General features: G+C 75.2%; 16 protein-coding genes and 2 pseudogenes. 10 read left to right on the plus strand and 8 right to left on the minus strand.

Translation table 11 applies throughout. The annotated features are described in order from the left end of the window. Positions 1-22: 22 nt before the first annotated feature. The gene (locus tag K7640_RS18760) at positions 23-652 is read right to left on the minus strand and encodes a maleylpyruvate isomerase family mycothiol-dependent enzyme (RefSeq protein ID WP_222956164.1); all 630 of its coding nucleotides are present in this window, start codon (positions 650-652) and stop codon (positions 23-25) included. Positions 653-781: 129 nt separating this feature from the next. Here K7640_RS18760 and K7640_RS18765 point away from each other — a divergent pair, with 129 nt between their 5' ends. Further along, on the plus strand, positions 782-1,555 hold the full coding sequence (locus K7640_RS18765) for an alpha/beta fold hydrolase (RefSeq protein WP_222956245.1): 774 nt from the start codon (positions 782-784) through the stop codon (positions 1,553-1,555). An 18-nt stretch (positions 1,556-1,573) separates the two neighbouring features. Here the strand turns inward: K7640_RS18765 and K7640_RS18770 are convergent, their stop codons facing one another. The 4 genes from K7640_RS18770 to K7640_RS18785 form a co-directional block, all read right to left on the minus strand. Next, positions 1,574-3,016: a hypothetical protein gene (locus tag K7640_RS18770; protein ID WP_222956165.1), complete on the minus strand. Its 1,443-nt coding sequence runs from the start codon at positions 3,014-3,016 to the stop codon at positions 1,574-1,576. Beyond that, on the minus strand, positions 3,013-3,516 hold the full coding sequence (locus K7640_RS18775; protein ID WP_222956166.1) for a SigE family RNA polymerase sigma factor: 504 nt from the start codon (positions 3,514-3,516) through the stop codon (positions 3,013-3,015). The genes K7640_RS18770 and K7640_RS18775 overlap by 4 nt, the downstream gene beginning before the upstream one ends. A gap of 127 nt (positions 3,517-3,643) precedes the next feature. Then, positions 3,644-4,582 (minus strand): phosphotransferase, encoded by a 939-nt coding sequence (locus K7640_RS18780; RefSeq protein WP_222956167.1) that lies wholly within the window; start codon positions 4,580-4,582, stop codon positions 3,644-3,646. A 52-nt stretch (positions 4,583-4,634) separates the two neighbouring features. Further along, entirely contained in the window at positions 4,635-5,207 is a 573-nt protein-coding gene (locus K7640_RS18785; RefSeq protein WP_222956168.1) for a dihydrofolate reductase family protein, read from the minus strand. Between the two features lie 91 nt (positions 5,208-5,298). Here K7640_RS18785 and K7640_RS18790 point away from each other — a divergent pair, with 91 nt between their 5' ends. Together K7640_RS18790 and K7640_RS18795 are read left to right on the plus strand one after the other, a co-directional pair. Next, positions 5,299-5,889, plus strand: a complete 591-nt coding sequence (locus K7640_RS18790; protein WP_222956169.1) for a TetR/AcrR family transcriptional regulator — start codon at positions 5,299-5,301, stop codon at positions 5,887-5,889. Positions 5,890-5,966: 77 nt separating this feature from the next. Then, entirely contained in the window at positions 5,967-7,112 is a 1,146-nt protein-coding gene (locus K7640_RS18795) for a polysaccharide pyruvyl transferase family protein (RefSeq protein WP_222956170.1), read from the plus strand. Between the two features lie 15 nt (positions 7,113-7,127). Here K7640_RS18795 and K7640_RS18800 read toward each other — a convergent pair whose 3' ends face one another. Then, positions 7,128-7,331, minus strand: a complete 204-nt coding sequence (locus tag K7640_RS18800; RefSeq protein WP_222956171.1) for a hypothetical protein — start codon at positions 7,329-7,331, stop codon at positions 7,128-7,130. Positions 7,332-7,413: 82 nt separating this feature from the next. On the opposite strand from K7640_RS18800, the gene K7640_RS18805 reads away from it, so the two are divergent. Then, the gene (locus K7640_RS18805) at positions 7,414-7,935 is read left to right on the plus strand and encodes a DinB family protein (protein ID WP_222956172.1); all 522 of its coding nucleotides are present in this window, start codon (positions 7,414-7,416) and stop codon (positions 7,933-7,935) included. A gap of 41 nt (positions 7,936-7,976) precedes the next feature. On the opposite strand, the gene K7640_RS18810 is transcribed toward K7640_RS18805, so the two are convergent. Further along, a complete protein-coding gene (locus tag K7640_RS18810; RefSeq protein ID WP_222956173.1) occupies positions 7,977-8,849 on the minus strand; it encodes a carbohydrate kinase family protein in 873 nt (290 codons plus the stop codon). A gap of 154 nt (positions 8,850-9,003) precedes the next feature. Here K7640_RS18810 and K7640_RS31010 point away from each other — a divergent pair. The 3 genes and pseudogenes from K7640_RS31010 to K7640_RS18820 all read left to right on the plus strand — a co-directional run. Then, positions 9,004-9,463 (plus strand): annotated as a pseudogene (locus K7640_RS31010) (ATP-dependent helicase); the annotation flags it as partial. Positions 9,464-9,603: 140 nt separating this feature from the next. Further along, positions 9,604-12,279: pseudogene (locus K7640_RS18815) on the plus strand (DEAD/DEAH box helicase); the annotation flags it as partial. Then, entirely contained in the window at positions 12,276-13,241 is a 966-nt protein-coding gene (locus tag K7640_RS18820; protein WP_222956175.1) for an SWIM zinc finger family protein, read from the plus strand. The pseudogene K7640_RS18815 and the gene K7640_RS18820, both read left to right, overlap by 4 nt. A 220-nt stretch (positions 13,242-13,461) precedes the next feature. Here the strand turns inward: K7640_RS18820 and K7640_RS18825 are convergent, their stop codons facing one another. Next, complete coding sequence (locus K7640_RS18825; protein ID WP_222956176.1) at positions 13,462-13,719, minus strand: DUF3040 domain-containing protein; 258 nt, start codon at positions 13,717-13,719, stop codon at positions 13,462-13,464. 394 nt (positions 13,720-14,113) lie between these two features. On the opposite strand from K7640_RS18825, the gene K7640_RS18830 reads away from it, so the two are divergent. Genes K7640_RS18830 through K7640_RS18840 form a run of 3 tightly spaced genes read left to right on the plus strand, consistent with a single transcriptional unit; the run spans position 14,114 to position 18,923 of the window. After that, positions 14,114-16,126, plus strand: coding sequence for a DUF1800 domain-containing protein (locus K7640_RS18830; RefSeq protein ID WP_222956177.1), 2,013 nt, complete (start codon positions 14,114-14,116; stop codon positions 16,124-16,126). 8 nt (positions 16,127-16,134) lie between these two features. Continuing rightward, positions 16,135-17,514 carry a DUF1501 domain-containing protein gene (locus tag K7640_RS18835; RefSeq protein WP_222956178.1) on the plus strand — a complete coding sequence of 460 codons (1,380 nt, stop codon included), beginning with the start codon at positions 16,135-16,137 and terminating at the stop codon, positions 17,512-17,514. After that, entirely contained in the window at positions 17,511-18,923 is a 1,413-nt protein-coding gene (locus tag K7640_RS18840) for a ferric reductase-like transmembrane domain-containing protein (protein WP_222956179.1), read from the plus strand. The genes K7640_RS18835 and K7640_RS18840 overlap by 4 nt, the downstream gene beginning before the upstream one ends. Positions 18,924-18,931 lie beyond the last annotated feature (8 nt).

The following is an 18,931-nucleotide window of genomic DNA, read 5'->3' on the forward strand; positions in this document are numbered from 1 at the left end:
CTCCTCGCGTCGTTGGGATGGGTCAGCGGGTGGCGCGGGCGCGGAAGGTGTCCGCCCCGTCGCCGGTCAGCTCCGGCAGGACGACCAGCCGGCCGGTGAGCGCCATCATCAGCGCCTCCGCGCTGCCGCGTACCTCCGGGCCGTCGCCCCGGGCCCAGTCCAGGTCGGTGGCCGCGAACCGCAACCCGGCGCGCAGCCGGCGCGGCCCGAACGCGACGGACCGGCGGCTGACCAGGAAGTCCAGCGACACCCGGGCATGCGCCAGGTCGAGCCGGTGGGGCAGGCCGAGCGGACGGCGTACGTCCTGACCGTGCACCTGGAGGTCGGTGAGCTGGCCGTACAGCCCGACCACCGGTGGCGAGAACGCGTTCCGTTCGTTGCGTCGCAGCTCGGCCGCCAGCTCGGCGGCCGGCCGGCGGGCGACCATGCGGGCCAGCTCGGCGTTGGCCCGGTGCAGGCTGAGGCGGCTGCGCAGGATCAGCGGCAGGAACCAGCGCGGGGAGGCGGCGAACGGGGCGACCACGTGGCCGGCCACCTCCTTGACCGTCCACGCGCCACACAGGCTGGGCGTGTCCAGCTGCTCGGGGGTCAGCGAGTCGATCAGGTCGGCGAACCGGCGGCGTTCCGCCGCCACCATGTCGAGGAGAGCCACCCCGCCGACGCTACCGACGCGGGCCCGTCCGCGCTGCCCCCGGCGCACCGCGCGAGCGGGTGTTAACAAGGGGTCCCGCCTCTACCGAATGCGTTAATAAGGTGCCCCTCCTTGCCGGAGGATCGGGGGGTGGGCTACGCGGAGGTGAACGGGCTGCGCCTCTGGTACGAGGTGCGCGGCGCCGGCCGTCCGCTGGTGCTGCTGCACGGCAGCTACGGCACGGGGGAGACCTTCGCGCCGATCCTGCCCGCCCTGGCCGCCCGGCGTCGGGTGGTCGCCGTCGACCTGCAGGGACACGGCCGCACCGCCGACGTGGACCGGCCGCTGCGGTACGAGTCGCTGGCCGACGACGTCGCCGCGCTGATCCGGCGCCTCGGCCTGGTCGAGCCGGACCTGATGGGCTATTCGCTCGGCGGGGCGGTGGCGCTGCGTACCGCGATCCGGCATCCGGGGCTGCCGCGTCGGCTGGTGGTGGTGTCGGCGCCGTGCAAGCGGGCCGGGTGGCGGCCGGCGGTGCTGGCCGCGCTGGCCGGGCACGACGAGCGGACCGCCGAGCGGATGCGGGGCACCCCGGCGCACCTGCGGTACGAGCGGGTGGCGCCCCGGCCGGGGGACTGGCCGGTGCTCTGGGCCAAGAGCGGTGAGCTGCTGCGCCACGACTACGACTGGTCCGCCGAGGTGGCCGCGCTGGCGCTGCCGGTGCTGCTGGTCTTCGCCGACGCGGACTCGGTGCCCGTCAGCCACGTCGCGGAGTTCTTCGGGCTGCTCGGCGGCGGCGACGGTCGCTCCACCGCCCGGCTCGCGGTGCTGCCCGGGCACACCCACGACGACATGCCGGGCGCCCCGGCCCTGCCGGCCGCCGTGCTGCCGTTCCTCACCCACCCCGTCCACGAGCCGGGCTGACCGGCGTCCGGCCCGCCGTCACCCCCCGTACGCCCGCCGGCGGCGCCACCGCGCCACGCCGAGCACCGCCAACCCGGCCACGCCGGCCAGCCCGGCCCCGAGCCAGAACCGGGGGCCCAGCCCGGCCGGTGGGTCGGCCTTCCGGACCCGGGCGGCGCGCACCACGTCGTCGGCGACGTCCACGGCGACCACCTCGTCGGGGGCGGTGAGCAGGGTCCGGGGTGTGGCGGTGCCGGGGTCCAGGGCCAGCACCCGAACGCTGCCGACGTTGCCGTACGCGGTCCGCTGGTCCATCTCCAGCGGCTGGTCGAACCGGGCCGGCGCGTTCGGGTGCGGCAGGTAACCGACCACCATCGCCGCACCGGCGTCGGTCCAGCCGAGCAGCCGGATCGCGGTCACGCCCGACACCCCGGGCAGCTCCGCCGCGCCCGTCTCCCGACCGGTGCCCGGGTCGACCATCCGGACCTCACGCCCGTTCGCCGGGTCGGCGTGACGTAGCCGCCAGGTGTCGCCCTGCCGCACTGCCAGCGTCAACCACCGGCCGTCGGGCGTCCAGGCGCCCTTGCCGGCCAGCCAGGTCGATGCGGGGAGCGGGAAGGAGGCCGTCTGCCGGCCGTCGAGGTCGGTGACCCGGATGGCGCCCCCGCCCGGGTCGGCGGGGTGCCGGCCGCCGGCGGAGTCCACCGGCGCCGGGCTGCCCATCTCGTACGCGAGGCGGCGGCCGTCGGGGGTGAACGCGACGGACCGGCCGAAGCTGGCGTTGTGCGGCCCCTCGGCCACCTCGACCCGGGGCCCACCGTCGAGCGGAAGCAGGCTGAGCGTCGAGCGGTAGCCCGTCCGCAACTCGTCGATCGCCGTGGTGTCCCGGACCACCAGCCGAGTGCCGTCCGGCGACCAGGCGACCGGCGTGCTGGTGACACTGCCGGCCACGTCGGTGGTGAGCTCGCGGGCCCGGCCGGTGACCAGATCGATCACCGTCACCCGGGGCCGGTCGGCGCTGCCGGAGCCGTGGGCCACCAGTCGCCCGTCGGCGGAGAGGACCACGTCCTCGCCGGTGCGCGCCTCGTACCCGACGGTGAAGGTCCGGTACCGGTCCGCGTCGGCGCCGACGGCCACCACCCGGCTGCCTTCCTCCCGCCAGACCAGGCCGGGCGCCTGGCCGCTGAAGATGACCGAGGCGGGGCCGAGCCGGGGCCGGTCGGTGGCGTGCAGCTCGCCGAAGGCCGGCGAGCTGACCCGGTCCGGCAGCGCCCCGTCGGCGGCCGGGGCGGCGGCGGAGGTCGCCGGACCGGCGGCCCGCAGCCCCAGCGGCACCAGCGCGACCAGGGCCAGGGCGGCGAGGGCGGCGGCCATCGAGCGGCGCCGGGTCCGCCGCGCCGTCGCGACCGCCCGGTCGTGCACGTCGTACGCGGGCACGGCCTCGGCGGTCTCCCGCAGCGCGTCGCGCAGCCGGGCGCTCATCGCAGGCTCCGCTCCGCCGGCCGGTCCACCAGCTCGGGGGCGATGGCCCGCAGCCGGCGTACCGCGTCGTGGCCGTGCCGCTTGACGGTGCCGATCGAGCAGCCCAACGCCTCGGCCACCTGCGCCTCGGTCAGGTCCTCGTAGTAGCGCAGCACCAGCACCGCCCGCTGCCGGGGGGTGAGCCGGCGCAGCGCGGCGTCCAGGGTCAGCCGTAGGGCGGTGGCGTCGCTGTGGTCGCCTCGGGGCAGCTCGGTCGGCACCGCCTCCAGCCGCTCGGCGACCCGGCGCCGGCGCCACCAGGAGACCTGCTGGTGGTACATGGCCCGGCGCACGTACGCCTCGGGGTCGCCGCCGTGGATCCGCCGCCAGTGCCGGTAGGTGCGGGCCAGCGCGCTCTGCAACAGGTCCTCGGCGAGCTGGTGGTCGCCGGTCAGCAGGTAGGCGGTGCGGGACAGCGCCGGGGACCGCTGCACCACGAACTCGTGGAACGACTCCGACATCCCCACCCCCTCACCCGCTATGAACGCCGCCGCCCCGGCAAAGGGTTGAGGCTCCCCGGCCAAGCCGGCGCACCGCCGGAAGGTCGAGGTCACCGGTCAAGCCGGCGCACCGCTGGAAGGTGGAGGCTCACCCGTCGAGCCGACGGGCCAGCCACGGCAGCAGCGCGTCGCCCTGCAGACGCTGGAACGCCCGCACGGTGGGGATGCCGGGCGGGGGCGGCTGGCGGGCGCCGTCGAGGAAGAAGCCGGTGAGCCCGGCGAGCGCCCCGGTCAGGTCGGCCGGGTCGACGGTCGCGGTGAGCGGCCGGGCGGCCAGCAGCGCGTCCGGGTCGTGCCCGCCGTACACCTGCACGTTGAGCACGGTCAGCAGGGTGTCCAGCCAGGCCGGCCCACGGCAGGCCCAGGGCCAGTCCACCACGGTGACCGTGCCGTCCGGGCCGAGCAGCAGGTTGTCGGCCCGCACGTCGAGGTGGCAGAGGGTGTCGCCGGCCAGCGCGGCCAGGCCCCGGTCGGCGGCGGCGCACAGCTGCGGCAGCCGGGCCCGGGCCCACGGGTCGAGGTCGGCCGGCGGGTCGGCGGTGATCCGCCGCCAGCCGGCGAAGTCGACGGCGAGCGCTTCCGTCGCGGTGGCGCTCACCTCGGCCGGGGCCGGGGTGAGCGCCGTGGCCATGGTCTCCAGGGTGGACAGCACGGCGGCCAGCTCGCCGGCGTCCCAGGGGGTGACCGGGTGCCGGCCCTCGACGTCGGCGAAGACCAGCGCGATCCAGTCGCCGTCGTCGTGGCTGCCGAGCAGTCGGGGGGTCGGCGCGGCCGGCGGCAGCACGGCGGCGATCCGCCCCTCGGCCCGGTGCATCGCGGGACTGCGGTCGTTCTGCGCCGGGCTGACCGCCTTGACGAACGCCCGCCCGCCCCGCGCGGTGCGGACCCGGTCGGCGGTGCCGGGGGAGAAGCCGCCGGGCTGCGACCGCGCGGCCACCACCCGGTCGCCGAGGATGGCCTCGACCGCGTCCCGGACGCTGGCGGGCAGGTCGGTCCAGCCGATCCGGGTTCGTGTCGTACCGCTCATCCTGGACAGCGTCGGCGACGCGGGTCGGCCGGGCAACCCAATTGGCGACCCGTCAGGTGGTCGGCCGCAGGTAGCGCAGCACGACCACCCCGTTGTCGACCGGCCGGGCGTCGGCCAGCGCGAACCGGTGGGCGGCGAAGTCCCGTGCGACGAGCGGGATGCCGCTGCCGGCCACCATCGGGTTGAGCTTGACCACGAGTTCGTCGATCTCGTCGAGGAGTTGCCCGGCGAGCTGCCCGCCGCCGCAGAGCCAGATGTCGCCACCGGGCCGGTCCTTCAGCTCGCGGACGAAGGCCGCCGGGTCGCCGGCCACGATCTCCACCTCGGGGTGGTCGGCCGGGGCCAGTGAACGGCTGAAGACGTACTGCGTGAGGTGGGCGTACGGGCTGGGGACGCCGAGTTTCAGGCCCGGCTCGTAGCTGCCCCGACCCATCAGCACGGCGTCGAAGCGGCCGGCCGGCGGCGAGTCGATGCCGAGCGGGGCGTGGGCGAAGGTGGGCAGCGTCTGGGGCCACTCGGCCACCTGGACGGGGTCGGGCTCCAGCGGGAAGAAGTCGTACGACCCGTCGGGGGCGGCGATGAAGCCGTCGAGGGTGCTGGCGACGAAGTACACGAGCTTGCGCAAACCGGCTCCGATGACCGAGGGCAACCACGACGGCTGTCGTGGTCGGAGGCGAATATACAACACCTGTCGTGGTTGTTGCTAGGGTGTGCGCATGGCCCGGAACCCGCACCGCCGTACCCTGCTCGCCGACGCCGGGTTGCGGGTGCTCGCCGCCGGCGGCGCGCGGGGCCTGACCCACCGGGCGGTCGACGCCGAGGCCGGCGTGCCCACCGGCACCGCCTCCAACTACTTCCCGTCCCGAGCGGCGCTGCTCGCCGGCCTGGCCGAGCGGATCTTCGACCGGATGGCGCCCGACCCCGTCGTGCTCGCCGCACTCGGCCGGCGGGAGCCCTCCCTGGCGCTGGTCACCGACTACCTGCGGGACATCGTCGACCGCACCACCCGCGAGCCCGACCTCACCCGGGCCCTGTTCGCGCTGCGGCTGGAGGCGGCCCGCCACCCGGAGTTGCGGGTCGCGCTCGGCGCCGTGCTGCGCCGCGGCTACGCCGACGACGTCGCGCACCACGTCGCGGCGGGGTTGCCGGGCGGCGCCTTCGAGGTAGCGCTGCTGCACTACGCGGTGGACGGGCTGCTGCTCGACCTGCTCACCACCTCCACCGACGCCGGGTTCGACGTCGACCAGGTGGTCTCCGCCCTGGTGTCCCGCCTGGTCGGCGGGGCGACCGCAGGGGAAGGCGGGTAGCGCCGGCCGGCGCAGGTATGTCCCTCCCCGCACCGGGAAACCGGTCGCGCAGCGTCCGCGGCGGGGAGGAGCGACGGATGGCCAACAGCCTGTGCATCGGGGTGCTCGGCTCGTACGGTGGCCGCAACCTGGGCGACGAGGCGATCCTCAGCGGCCTGCTGGCGGATCTGCGCAACCAGGAACCGAACGCCCGGATCATCGTCTTCTCCCGCAACCCGGCACACACCGCCCTCACCCATCCGGACGTCGAGGCGGTGCCGTGGGAGGGCGTCAGCCGCGTCGACTCGGCGGCGGTGCTCGGCCAGCTCGACCTGCTGATCCTCGGCGGCGGCGGGATCCTCTACGACAAGGAGGCCCGCCGTTACCTGCGGGTGGTGCGGGTGGCCCAGGAACGCGGCCTGCCGCTGCTCACGTACGCCGTCGGGGTGGGGCCGCTCAACGACGGCGTGGACACCGGGATGGTCCAGGAGACCCTGGCCAGGGCGATCGAGGTGACCGTCCGTGACCAGGAGTCCCGGATGGTGCTGGAGGAGGCCGGGCTGGTGAACCCGATCACCGTCACCGCCGACCCGGCGTTCCTGCTGGATCCGGAGGAGTTCCCCCGGGAGCGGCTGCGCGAGGAGGGCGTGCCGGCCGGGACCCGGCTGGTGGGGATGAGCGTGCGGGAACCCGGGCGGGCCGCCGAACGCCTCGACGTGGACGGCTACCACCGGCTGCTGGCCCAGATCGCCGACTTCCTGGTGCACCGGATCGACGCGCACGTGCTCTTCGTGCCGATGGAACGCGACGACATCCGGCACTCGCACGGGGTGATGACCCACATGACGGCGGCCGACCGGGGCCGGATCCTGCACAACGACTATTCACCCTCGCAGGTGCTCGGGCTGATGCGGCACTTCGACCTCGCGGTCGGTATGCGGCTGCACTTCCTGATCTTCGCCGCCATGATGGGCACCCCGTTCCTGCCACTGCCGTACGCCGGGAAGGTCTTCGACCTGGCCCAGCGGCTCGGCGTGCCGGCGCTCAAGGGCGTGGAGCGGGAGGTGGAGGGCCCGCTGCTGGCGGAGGTCGACCGGCTCTGGGACGAGCGGGAGGCCCGGGCCGCGGCCACCGCGCAGCGGGTGGCCGAGGTGTGCGAGCAGGCCCGCGGCACCTCGCACGTCATCCGGGGCGTGCTGGAGAGCCTGCGCGCCCGGACGCTGACCCGGATGCCGGCCTCCTGACCTGCGGCGGGACGGTCAGACGGCCGGGCCGCGCCAGGCGTAGACCCAGGGGTTGCCGTCGTGGTCGGACTCCAACTCGTAGATCTCCGCGGCGGCCAACCCCTCCGGGCCGAGGTGGTGGTGGGTCAGCGGTGGCCGGTCGTTGCTGTCCAGCTCGACGGTGACCGTCTCGCCGTCGGCCGTACCGCCCACCAGGGGGATCTCCACGGTTGTCGCCATGCGCCCATCCTGCCGTCCGGACGGCCAGCCCCGCAGGATTTGCGGGGCAGTGGAGCGCGCCGCCGACCGATACGGTCGACGGATGGCGGAGATCTCGATCGATCCGACCCTCGGTCCGGTGCTGGCCCGCACCGGCGACGAACGCGCCGTCCTCGAGTCGTTCCTCGACTTCCACCGGGCGATCCTGTTGCGCAAGGTGCGGGGGCTCAGCGACGCCGAGGCCACCCGCCGGCTGGTGCCGTCCGCGACAAACCTCGCCGGCCTGCTCAAACACCTGACCCTGGTGGAGGGCAACTGGTTCCCGGCGCTGCTCGACCCCGGGCCGGGAGACTACTTCCGCACCGACGAGGCCGAGGCGGTGGCCAGCTTCACGGTGGCCGAGGGGGAGACCCTGGCGGCGCTGGCCGAGGCGTACGCGGCGGCGTGCGCCCGGTCCCGGTCCGTGGCCGCCCGGTTCCCGCTGGACCACGTCGTGCCGCAGCCGCAGCTCGGCGAGGTGTCGCTGCGCTGGATCTTCGTGCACATGATCGAGGAGACCGCCCGGCACGCCGGGCACGCCGACATCCTGCGCGAGCTGACCGACGGCGAGACCGGCGCGCTCTGAACCCGGGCCGCCGATGCGCGACATCGCGCGTCGGGCGGGGATCAGGCGCGGGGCAGCAGTCCCGCCGGGTATTCCATCCCGTCGTGGGTGCAGGCCGCGGCGGCCACCCGGGCCGCGTACGCCGCCGCCTCCGGCAGCCCGGCGCGGCGCAGCCGGCCGGCGATCAGCCCGGCCGCGAACGCGTCACCGGCGCCGTTGGTGTCCACCACCCCGGCCGGCGGGACGTCGGCCGGCACGTGGGTCACCGTCCCGTCGCCCCGGTACAGGTCGGCGCCGTCCGCGCCCCGGGTCACCACCACCGTGCGCGGCGCCAGGCCGGCGGCCACCGCCGGCGCCCGGTCGCCGAGCCGTACGCCGCTGACGAAGACCAGCTCCGCCGCATCCGCGAACGGCCGGTGGTACGGGTTCTCGCCGTCCCAGTCGTGCAGGTCGGTGGAGAGGAGCACCCCGTCGGGCCGGGCCTTGCGCAGCACGGGCAGCGCGTCCCGGGCCCAGTCCATGATCGACACGTGCACGTGGGCGGCGGCACCGACCAGCCCGGCCAGCTCGTCGTCGGTGAACGGCGGCGGCCCCGACCAGGGGCTCGGGTCGTACAGCGACATCCGCCGGCCGGCCGGGTCGACCAGATTCACCGACTGCCGGGTCCGCGCGGGGCCCTCGGCCAGCAGCGCCGACACCGAGGTACGCCCCAGCGCGGCCCGGACCACCCCGCCGGCCGGGTCCGCGCCGAGCACGTCGACCAGCCCCACCCGCAGCCCGAGGGCGTGCCCGGCCAGGGCCACGCCCGCGCCGGTGTTGCCGATCCGCGCCTCGATCCCCGGCACGGTCAGCGAGTCGGCGGCCGGCAGCGGGATCGCCGGCACCCGCACCCGCAGATCCACCCCGAGCCCACCGATCACCAGCAGATCCACCATGGCGCGAACGCTAGTCGACCCGGCCCATCGCCACCGCCCGGCCATCGGCCCGCCCCGCCGGGGCCGCCCGGTCATCGGCCCGGCCCGCCGTGGCCGCCCGGTCATCGGCCGGGCAGGGCCTAAGCTGGCCTCGGTCGTCGGCGAGGGGGAGTGCGTGCTGGTCGTTCACGGGGCGTGGCTGGTCGGTGCCGGTCTCGCCGTCTGGGCCGAGGACAGCGCGCTGCCGGCCCGCGCCCCCCGCCGCCCCGGCCGGGCACCGCGCGAGCGGCCCCACCCGTTCGCCGCCGACCACGACACCCTCGCCGCCGCGCTGGGCCACCCACCGGCCGTGGCCGGCACGGTGCTGCTGCGCCTGCCGACCCGGGCCGGCTCCCCGCTGGACTCCCCGGAGCTGGTCCGGACCGCCGTCGCCGAACCGGTCCGCGGCCCGGTCACCCTCGCCGGTTGGCGGACCCCCGCCCTGACGTACGCCCCCGACGCGGCGCTGGCGCTGCTGGCCGCGCTCGACGACCAACCCGCCGTGCCCGGTGCCACACTGCGCCACCTGGCCCGGATCGCCGAGTTCGCCGGGGACCTGGTGACCCGGGGCCGCCTGCTGCCGGGCCTCGCCCCGGCCCACCCGGACGACGGTCACCGGCCGGCCGGATCCGCCGAGGTCCGCTGGGACGGTGCCGTCGGCGACGACCGGCCCGGCGCTGCCGTCGGCTACGACCGGCGGCCCGGTGCCGCCGGTGCGGGTCCGGCCGGTGCCGGCCTGGCCCGGGCGGTGTGGCGGCCCCTGCTGACCGGCACCGACGCCGGGTGGGCGCGCTCGCTCGCGCTGGCCCTGCCACCGGCCGCCCGCGCCGCCGCCGGGCCGGCCCCGGCCACGCGCCCGTCGCGGACCGGCACCGGTGAGCGGGGAGCCGGCGCCGACGGGCGGGGAGCCGAGGCCGGTGAGCCGGGGGCCGGCGCGGTGGTCGCCGACGCGCTGGGCGCGTTGACCGACGCCGCCGCGCGGGCCGGGCTCGCCGACATCGACCTGGTCCGGGGCGGGCGGCGGGACGGGGTGGTGGCGGCCTGGCTGCGGGCGCTGACCGGCCCGGAGCGGGCCTTCACCGCCGACCCGGTGGCGCTCGACACGCTCGGGCGCGAGCTGGACGCCTGGCAGCGGGACGCGGCCGGCGGCGCGGTGCGGGCCAGCTTCCGGCTGGTCGAGCCGGACCCCGACGAGGTCGTCGAGGCGCTGGTGGTGGTGCCGGCGGACCCGGCGGCCGTGGTCCACCCGGCCGGCCCGTGGCGGCTGGAGTTCGGGCTCCAGGCCGCCGACGAACCGGGTCTGCACGTCGCCGCCGGCCAGGTGTGGCGGGAGCCGGCGAGCGTCACCGCGTTGGTCGGGCGGGGCGCCGACCCGCAGGAGACGCTGCTGGCCGAGCTGGGCCGGGCCAGCCGGCTCTGGCCGGAGCTGGAGCGGGCGCTGCGTACCGCCGCCCCGGAGGAGGTGGAGCTGGACGTCGAGGGCGCGCACCGGTTCCTGCGCGACGGCGCGCCGGCGTTGCACGCGGCCGGGTTCGGGGTGCTGCTGCCCTCCTGGTGGCGGCGCCCGTCGTCGCGGCTCGGCGCGCGGCTGCGGGCCAGCGGCCGGACCGCGCCGGGCACCGTCGCCGGCACCGCCGGCGCGCTGGGCCTGGACGCCCTGGTCGACTACCGGTGGGAGGTGGCGCTCGGCGACCAGCCGCTCTCCCCGGCCGAGCTGGAGTCGCTGGCCGCCGCGAAGGCGCCGCTGATCCGGGTCCGGGGTCGCTGGGTCGAGCTGGACCCGAAGCGACTCGCCGCCGGGCTGCGGCTGATCCGCTCCGGCGGCGAGCTGACCGTCGCGGACCTGCTGCGGCTCGGACTTTCCGAGGCGGACCGCCCCGACGAGCTGCCGGTGCTGGAGGTGACCGCCGACGGCGCTCTCGGTGAGCTGCTGGCCGGGCAGGTGGAGCGGCGGCTCACCCCGGCCGATCCGCCGGCCGGCTTCCGGGGCACGTTGCGGCCGTACCAGCGGCGGGGGTTGGCCTGGCTGGCGTTCCTCCAGTCGCTCGGGCTGGGCGGCATCCTCGCCGACGACATGGGGCTGGGCAAGACGGTGCAGCTGCTCGCCCTGCTCGCCGGGGATCCGCCGGAGGCCGGGCCGACCCTGCTGGTCTGTCCGATGTCGCTGGTCGGCAACTGGCAGCGGGAGGCGGCGAAGTTCACCCCGGAACTGCGCGTACACGTGCACCACGGCGCCGAGCGGGCCCGGGGCGAGAGTTTCACCGCGGCCGTGCACGCCGCGGACCTGGTGTTGACCACCTACTCGGTGGCCGCCCGGGACGCGCTGGACCTGGCCGGCGTCGACTGGCACCGGGTGGTGGTGGACGAGGCCCAGGCCATCAAGAACGCCGCCACCCGCCAGGCCGAGGCGGTCCGCGCGCTGCCCGCGCGGCACCGGGTCGCGGTCAGCGGTACGCCGGTGGAGAACCGCCTCGCCGACCTCTGGTCGATCATGCAGTTCGCCAACCCGGGGCTGCTCGGCCCGGCCGCCGGCTTCCGCAAGCGGTTCGCCGAGCCGATCGAACGGCACGGCGACGTCGAGGCGGCCGAGCGGCTGCGCCGGATCACCGGCCCGTTCGTGCTGCGCCGGCTCAAGACCGACCCGTCGATCATCTCCGACCTGCCGGAGAAGCTGGAGATGGAGGTGCTCTGCAACCTCACCGCCGAGCAGGCGGCGCTCTACCGGGCGGTGGTCGACGAGATGCTGGCGAAGATCGAGTCCGCCGAGGGCATCGAGCGGCGCGGGCTGGTGCTGGCCGCCATGACCCGGCTCAAGCAGGTCTGCAACCACCCGGCCCAGCTGCTGCACGACGGTTCGCCGCTGGGCGGGCGCTCCGGCAAGCTGGAGCGGCTGGAGGAGATCGTCGACGAGGTCCTCGCCGCGGGGGAGAAGGCCCTGCTCTTCACCCAGTACGCCGAGTTCGGCGGGATGCTGCGCGGGCACCTCTCCGCCCGGGTGGGCCGGGAGGTGCTGTTCCTGCACGGCGGGGTGGGCAAGGCCGACCGGGACGCGATGGTCACCCGGTTCCAGTCCGCGCAGGGGCCACCGCTGTTCGTCCTCTCGCTCAAGGCGGGCGGCACCGGGCTCACCCTGACCGCCGCCAACCACGTGGTGCACGTCGACCGGTGGTGGAACCCGGCCGTCGAGGACCAGGCCACCGACCGGGCGTTCCGGATCGGCCAGCGCCGCCGGGTGCAGGTACGCAAGTTCGTCTGCGCCGGCACCGTGGAGGAGAAGGTGGCGGCCGTCATCGCCGACAAGCGGCAGCTGGCCCGCAGCGTGGTCGGCAGTGGCGAGCAGTGGGTCACCGAGCTGTCCACCGGCCAGCTGCGTGACCTGTTCGCGCTGGAGGCCGGGGCGGTGGTCGAGTGACGCCCCGGGAGAACGGCGACGGCCGGTTCGCCGACTACGGCCCGCCGCTGCCCGTCGACGGCGGGCTGCGGGCGCGCAGCACCCGCGGGGCGATCGGCGTCTCCTGGTGGTCCCGGCGGTTCCTGGAGGTGCTGGAGTCGTTCGCGCTGGGCACCCGGCTGACCCGGGGCCGCTCCTACGCGCGCAAGGGCCAGGTGCGCAGCCTGGAGATCACCCCCGGCCGGGTCACCGCGACCGTGCAGGGTTCCCGGCCGCAGCCGTACCGGGTGACCATCGGGCTGGCGGCCTTCCCGGCCCGGGTCTGGGCCCGCCTGGAGCGGGACCTGGCCGCCCAGGCGTTCTTCAGCGCGCGGCTGCTCGCCGGTGACCTGCCGGCCGAGCTGGAGGAGGTGTTCGCCGCCGCCGGCGCGCCGCTGTTCCCGGCCGAGGTGGACGAGCTGACCCAGCGGTGCAGCTGCCCGGACTTCGCGGTGCCCTGCAAGCACCTAGCGGCCACCTTCTATCTGCTCGCCGAGGCGTTCGACGCGGACCCGTTCGAGCTGCTGCGGTGGCGTGGCCGGGGCCGCGCCGAACTGCTCGACCGGCTCCGCGCGCTGCGCGGCACCGCCGGCGACCCGCAGCGGACGACCCGCGCCGCGGACCGAGGGCCGGAGCCGGACGGCGCCGATCACGAGCGGGCGGACGCCGCCGGGCGCGCGGGCGGCGGCGGGGCGTCCACGGTGGACCGGGCCCGGCCGGCCGTCGGCGCGGCGCGGGCGCTGGACGCGCTGCCGGTCGCCCCGCTCGACGAGGCCGTCGACGTGTTCTGGGGCCTGCCGGTGCCGTTGCCCGACCGGCCGCCGAGCCTGGTCACCGAGCCGGACCTCCTGCTGCGGCAGCTCGGCGCCCCGGCACCGGCCATCGGTGGCCCCGGTCTGGTGGAGCGGCTGCGCCGGGCGTACCGCGCTCTCGGCTCGTCGTAACCCGACGGTGGCCCGGGCCGGCGGTGTCGCGGCGGTTGACGGCGGCCCGGGCGGGCCGACCGCGACCCGGCGGGCCAGCGGTGGTCACTGTGGGTGACCTGGTGGGGGCGATGACGCCACTTCGTGCGTGATACCTCTCAGGTATCAATATGACTCTGAGGTATCACGCTCGATCGCACCTCGTCCCCGCGCGGCCCCGACACCCGGCGGCGGCTCGTGCTCACAGCCACCGGCGGCGGAAGCGCCACATCAGACCGGCGTTGGCCACCAGCACCACGGCGCAGATCGCGCCGGCCAACCGGCCGGCGAGTACGGTCATCGCCGGCAGCGAGGCCCAGAGCACGATGGTCAACAGCATCAGATACCGGCCACGGCGGGCCCGGGCCCGCTGGTCGAGGCGGGCGAAGAACTGCGGGTCGCTCTCCCGCAGCTGACGGGTGATCTGTTCGAACCTGCGCTGATCCTCTTTGCTGAGCATGGCGGTGCCTTCCCCTCACGGCTTCAGCGGTTCGGCGGCATACCCGCTGCGGCGGTGGCTCACGCTCACCCGCCGCTGCTACTTTCGCTGCTCGGGGCCGCCACGCTCGCCGAGCGGGCTGCAACTCCGGCTTATCCGCGGCTTAAGTTTCGCTAAGGGGCTGAACGCGACAAGTAGCGCCGGTTGGGCGCGGAACGTTACATCCGGGCCGATCGGGGGAACGTCCGCCCAGTTCCGGGCAGCCCGGTCGGCACCCGGGCCCGGCCCGCCCCGGTGACGTTCGTTGAGCGGTGTCTTAAGTGCCCTGTCCCGCCGCCGGCGCACGCCTTGAAGGCCACAATCCCCGTCACTACCGTCCCGGGCAACTTCGCCTCCACGAAAACGGGATTGGTACATGGCCGACCAGAACGTGCCACCGCATCGTCCACGGGACGACCGCGGATGGGACGGACCGCAACCCCCCGAGCTGGACGCCTACCGCGCCCCGACGCCGTACGCCCGGCCCACCCCCACGGTGACCACCGCCCCGCAGTGGGTCGGCCCCGAGGGCCTGGCCGGACAGAGCCTCGCCGGCCCGCCCGGCGCCGGACTGCCCAACCTGGACGACGACGAGCCCGGTGGCCGGCGCGGCGGCCGGCGCCGCGCCCTCACCGTGCTCGGCGGCGCGGCCGTCATCGCCGGCGGCACCGCGCTGGCCCTGTCGCCCCAGGTGCGCGGGCTGTTCACCGACGACGACGAGCCCGACCGGGTGGCCGGCGACGCCACCCCCACCACCACGACGGACGGCACCGCGGCCCGCCCCAGCGGCCAGGAGCCGCGCACGGTACGCACCTACACCGAGCAGAACGAGAGCTACATGGGCTCCCGGGCCGGCGCGGTGCTGAAGAAGAACGCCCCGACCGGCGGACGGACCTTCTCCGGGCCGGCCGCCGCCGCGGCGGCGACCAAGGTGACCGTGAAGACCGTGCTCGCCAAGGACCCGGTGCGGCACCTGGCCAGCCGGGCCACGTTCGGGCCGACGCCGAAGGTGCTGGCCGACATCCGGCGGCTGGGCATCGACGGCTGGATCCGCTGGCAGCTGGAACCGGAGAAGATCGCGCCGACGAAGGCGGAGCTGAAGCTCACCGAGCTGAGCACTCTCACGCTGAACGCCAAGCAGCTGGAGGAGCAGCGCGACCAGCTCAACCAGCGGGGCGCCCAGCCGGACCGGGAGATGGTCGACGCGACGATCGCCCGGCAGATCTGGTCCGACCGCCAGCTGTACGAGGTGATGGTCGACTTCTGGAACGACTTCCTGCACGTCGCCGCCGACTTCGACGGCGGCGAGATCCACCGCAACTCCTTCGACCGGGACGTCGTCCGCCGGCACGCCATGGGCAGCTACCCGGAGATGCTGGTCGCCGCGAACCGGCACCCGGCGCTGCTGCTCTACCTGAGCCAGAACGACTCCCGCGCCGACGCGGTCAACGAGAACCTGGCCCGGGAGAACCTGGAGCTCTACTCGGTCGGCGTGGACGGCGGCTACACCGAGAAGGACGTCCGCCAGGCGGCGCTGCTGCAGACCGGCCGCGGGGTCAACGACGGGGAGTACGTCTTCCGCCCCGACCGGCACTACCTCGGCAAGGTGAAGATCCTCGGGTTCAGCCACCCGAACGCCTCGGACGACCCGGTCAAGGCCGACAAGGTGATCGACCAGTACATCACCTACATCGCGCTGCACCCGTCCACCGCCCGGTACGTCGCGCAGAGCTTGGCCACCAGGTTCGTCTCGGACACCCCGCCGAAGGCCCTGGTGGACCGGCTGGCGAAGGTCTACACGGCGAACCGGGGCATGATCCGGCCGGTGCTGATGTCGCTGTTCAGCACCTCCGAGTTCTGGGCCGCGGTGGGGCAGAAGGTGCGCCGCCCGATGGAGTACCTGGTCGCCACCTACCGCACGCTGGGCGTCAAGCCGGACGCCGCCCCGGAGCACAAGCCGGGCGACGGCCGGCGCACCCCGTACGCGGAGGGGCTGCGCCAGATCCAGGACAAGCTGCGGGAGCTGGGCCAGTACCCGATGGGACAGCCCACGCCCGACGGTTACCCGGACGTCTACGTCGCCTGGACCTCCGCCGGCACGATGGTCAACGGCTGGAACGAGGCCGGCGACCTGGCCGGTGGGTGGCGTACCCACTTCACTTTCAGCAAGCCGGAGAAGCTGGTGGCCGACCCGCCGGCGACGGCCGGGGCGTACCTGGACGCGCTGGCGAAGCGGCTGGTGCACCAGAAGCTGACCGCCCGGGAGCGGGCGCTGATCCTGGACGTGGCCGGGGTCGAGGCGAGCACCAAGGTCGACGAGACGTTCCAGGGAGCGATCACCGCCGTCGTGCGGGCGCTCCTCGCGTCCCCCCAGCACCACCTCCGGTGAGGCACCCGATGGAGAAGACTGTGCACCCGTTCCCCCTGCACCCCGAATGCCCCGACCTGAGCCGGCTGGCCGCCAACCCGGCCGAGGCGGTGCTGCGCGCCGAGGCCGACCTGGTCGCGGCGGAGAACGCCGCCGAGCGGGACCGCTACCGCCGGCTGGAGGAGATGGAGGAGGCGCAGCAGGACGGCCGGGGGGTCACCCGCCGTACCTTCGTGGCCGGCGCCGCGGCGACCGCCACCGCGCTGGCCACCGCCCAGTTCGTGACCACCTCGGCGTCGTTCGCGGCGACGAAGACCGGCACGCTGATCCACGTCTTCCTCTACGGCGGCCTGGACGGGCTGAGCCTGGTCGCCCCGGCCGACGACCCGGTGCTCGGCAAGGTCCGGCCGGACCTGCTGCTCGGCAACGACTCGCTGGCGCTGGGCCGCGGGTTCAAGCTGACCAGCGCGTTCCGGCCGCTGGAGAAGTGGCTCGGCGCCGGGCAGCTCGGCTTCGTCCCGGCGGTCTCCGACGAGCGGCTGTCCCGCAGCCACTTCCAGGCCGCGGACGCCTGCAACCTGGGCGGCCTGCCCAGCGAGACCGGCGGCCGGGGCTGGCTGGACAGCCTGGTCGACACCCTCGGCAAGGGCACCGCGTTCCGCAGCGTCGGCATCGGCAGCACGCTGCCCCGCTCGCTGGTCGGCAACAACGGCGCGCTGTCGCTGAACAGCGTCGGTTCGCTGCGGCTCAACGGCGACGAGAAGTACCGGGCGGCCACCGAGAAGGCGATCCGGGGGCTGTTCACCGGGATCAACCACCCGGTGGAGGAGGCGGTCCGCGACGGCGTGGGCGCGCTGTCCACCGCGCAGCGGCTGGCGGCCAAGCCGTACCAGCCGGCGCAGGGGGTGGAATACCAGGGCGTCGGGTACGCGTTCCAGCAGCTCGCCCAGCTCATCAAGGGCGGGGCGAACGTCCGGGTGGCCACCGTCGGGATGGGCGGCTACGACACCCACGAGAACCAGGGCACCCAGGACGGCGGCCAGCTGTGGCGCAGCCTCAACGAGCTGGCCGGCGCGCTGGCGGCGTTCTTCACCGACCTCGGTGACCGGGCCGCCGACGTGACGGTCATGGTGTCCAGCGAGTTCGGCCGCCGGGTCGCCTCCAACAGTGGTGGCACCGACCACGGTCACGGCGGGGTGGTCACCATCCTGTCCGGCCGCAAGCTCGCCGGCTCGCTGCTCGGCCGCTGGAACGGGTTGAACGATCTGGACAGCGGCGACGTACCCGAGTACAACAACATGTTCGACGTCTACGGTTCGGTCGCTCAGGGACGGTTCGGGCTGACGACCGCGCAGGTGGACAAGGTCTTTCCGAGGCAGAAGTTCACCCCGATGAAGTTGTACGCGTGACGTATCAGGAACTCGACGCCGCCGGCCGTCGTACCGGGACACCCACCCCGTACGGCGGCCGTTCGGCTGCCCCGCCGCTGGCGCTGCCCCGGCGTGGGCCGGCCGGGCGGCGTACCCTCGGCGCGCTCTTCTGGCTCGGCCTGGCGGCCGCGGTGCTGCCCTGGTGGCTGGACACCCCGCCGGGCTCGCTGGCCGGCCCGGCCGATCTGCTCACCGCCGCCGGCCGGATCACCGGCCTGGTCGCCGGCTACCTGCTGCTGGTGCAGGTGCTGCTGATGAGCCGCCTCGGCGTGCTGGAGCGGCTGCTCGGCGGGGAGCGGATCTCCCGGCTGCACCGCGACCTGGGGGCCACCCTGCTGGTCGCGGTCCTCGCCCACCTCGCGCTGCTGGTGGTCGGCTACGCCCAGGTGGAGGGCAACTCGGTCCTCGCCGAGGTGGGCGTGCTGCTCACTGACTACCAGGACATGGTCTCCGCGTTCGTGGCCGCCGGGATCATGGTCACGGTCGGGGTGACCGGGGTGCGCGCCATCCGGCGGGTGCTGCCCTACGAGCTCTGGTACCACCTGCACCTGACCAGCTACCTGGCGCTGCTGCTCGGCTACGGGCACCAGTTCAGCAACGGCGCGCAGCTCTACGAGCCCGGTCCGGTGCGCACCGGCTGGATCGCCGCCTACCTGGCGTTGGTCGCCGCGCTGCTCTGGGGGCGGCTGCTCCGGCCGCTGCACTTCAACCTCCGGCACCGGCTGGAGGTGGCGGACGTGGTCGCGGAGAGCACCGACACCGTCTCGATCTATCTGACCGGGCGCCGGCTCAACCAGATCGACCTGCTCGGCGGCCAGTACTTCCGCTGGCGGTTCCTCAACGCGGGCGGCTGGTGGCAGTCGCACCCGTTTTCGGTCTCCGCCGCCGCGAACGGCCGCTGGCTGCGGCTGACCGTCAAGGTGGTCGGCTCGCACACCGCCGACCTGCGGGACCTGGAGCCGGGCACCCGGGCGTGGGCCGAGGGACCGTTCGGCACGTTCACCGCCGCCCACCGCACCCGGGAACGGGCCCTGCTGATCGCCGGTGGCAGCGGGATCGCCCCGCTGCGCGCGATGCTGGAGGAGTTGCCCGCCGGCGCGGCGCTGATCTACCGGGCCCGGCAGCCGGCCGACGTGCTGCTGCACGAGGAGCTGGAGTGGATCGCCCGGTCCCGGCAGACCTCGGTCTGGTACGTCATCGGCAGCCGGGACGATCCGGGCCCACGGCAGGTGATGAGCCCGCCGGGGCTGCGCCGGCTGGTCCCCGACCTGCTGCGCCGCGACGTCTACCTGTGCGGGCCGCCCGGCCTGGTCGACCACGCGGTGCAGGTGCTGCGGGCGGCCGGCGTGCGCCGCCGCAACATCCACCTCGCCAACTTCGAGCTGTAGAGGGGTAT

This window comes from Micromonospora sp. PLK6-60 (assembly GCF_019890675.1).
GTDB lineage: Bacteria > Actinomycetota > Actinomycetes > Mycobacteriales > Micromonosporaceae > Micromonospora.

What these genes read in the sequence shown, in the direction of transcription:
- K7640_RS18775 (WP_222956166.1), bottom strand. Translation starts at nt 3,516, where the DNA reads ATGTCGGAGTCGTTCCACGAGTTCGTGGTGCAGCGGTCCCCGGCGCTG.
- K7640_RS18825 (WP_222956176.1), bottom strand. Translation starts at nt 13,719, where the DNA reads ATGCTCAGCAAAGAGGATCAGCGCAGGTTCGAACAGATCACCCGTCAG.
- K7640_RS18770 (WP_222956165.1), bottom strand. Translation starts at nt 3,016, where the DNA reads ATGAGCGCCCGGCTGCGCGACGCGCTGCGGGAGACCGCCGAGGCCGTG.
- K7640_RS18835 (WP_222956178.1), top strand. Translation starts at nt 16,135, where the DNA reads ATGGAGAAGACTGTGCACCCGTTCCCCCTGCACCCCGAATGCCCCGAC.
- K7640_RS18795 (WP_222956170.1), top strand. Translation starts at nt 5,967, where the DNA reads ATGGCCAACAGCCTGTGCATCGGGGTGCTCGGCTCGTACGGTGGCCGC.
- K7640_RS18810 (WP_222956173.1), bottom strand. Translation starts at nt 8,849, where the DNA reads ATGGTGGATCTGCTGGTGATCGGTGGGCTCGGGGTGGATCTGCGGGTG.
- K7640_RS18805 (WP_222956172.1), top strand. Translation starts at nt 7,414, where the DNA reads ATGGCGGAGATCTCGATCGATCCGACCCTCGGTCCGGTGCTGGCCCGC.
- K7640_RS18800 (WP_222956171.1), bottom strand. Translation starts at nt 7,331, where the DNA reads ATGGCGACAACCGTGGAGATCCCCCTGGTGGGCGGTACGGCCGACGGC.
- K7640_RS18780 (WP_222956167.1), bottom strand. Translation starts at nt 4,582, where the DNA reads ATGAGCGGTACGACACGAACCCGGATCGGCTGGACCGACCTGCCCGCC.
- K7640_RS18790 (WP_222956169.1), top strand. Translation starts at nt 5,299, where the DNA reads ATGGCCCGGAACCCGCACCGCCGTACCCTGCTCGCCGACGCCGGGTTG.
- K7640_RS18830 (WP_222956177.1), top strand. Translation starts at nt 14,114, where the DNA reads ATGGCCGACCAGAACGTGCCACCGCATCGTCCACGGGACGACCGCGGA.